Annotated in this window: 1 protein-coding gene; it reads right to left on the bottom strand. The window is 52.2% G+C overall.

Translation table 11 applies throughout. The features are described 5' to 3' along the window. Positions 1–343, bottom strand: a 343-nt coding sequence (locus tag KJB30_RS17875; RefSeq protein ID WP_214301726.1) for a hypothetical protein, incomplete at both ends; no start/stop codon positions are given.

Genomic DNA, 343 nt, shown 5'->3' with positions numbered 1-343 from the left:
CGTTATAGGTAGCGGTCAATCCTGCCAGAGTGACCGTTGCTGCCGCCTTGTTCACGGTCAGAGTCACGGTCTTGGTTGTGGTGTTGTAGGTTGTTGTATCTGTTGGTGTGAACGTAGCGGTCAGATTTTGTGAACCTGCATTTAATACAGTACTGATGGCTGGAGAGTAAGTGAATGTGCCGGCAACTCCGCCGGATGTAGCATTCAGCTGAGTAGCGGAGAGGGCAGTACCGTAAGTGATCGCTGCCGGAGTTGCCCAGGTAATGGTTGGAGTTGTCTTGGTGCTGACCGTCAGCGAAACCGTAGCTGATGCAGTAGAATAGTTGACAGCATCGGTCGGTGT

Source organism: Pelotalea chapellei (assembly GCF_018531195.1).
GTDB lineage: Bacteria > Desulfobacterota > Desulfuromonadia > Geobacterales > Pseudopelobacteraceae > Pelotalea > Pelotalea chapellei.
Note: the sequence above shows the minus strand (reverse complement) of the source record. Positions and strands in the feature narration are given on the sequence as shown.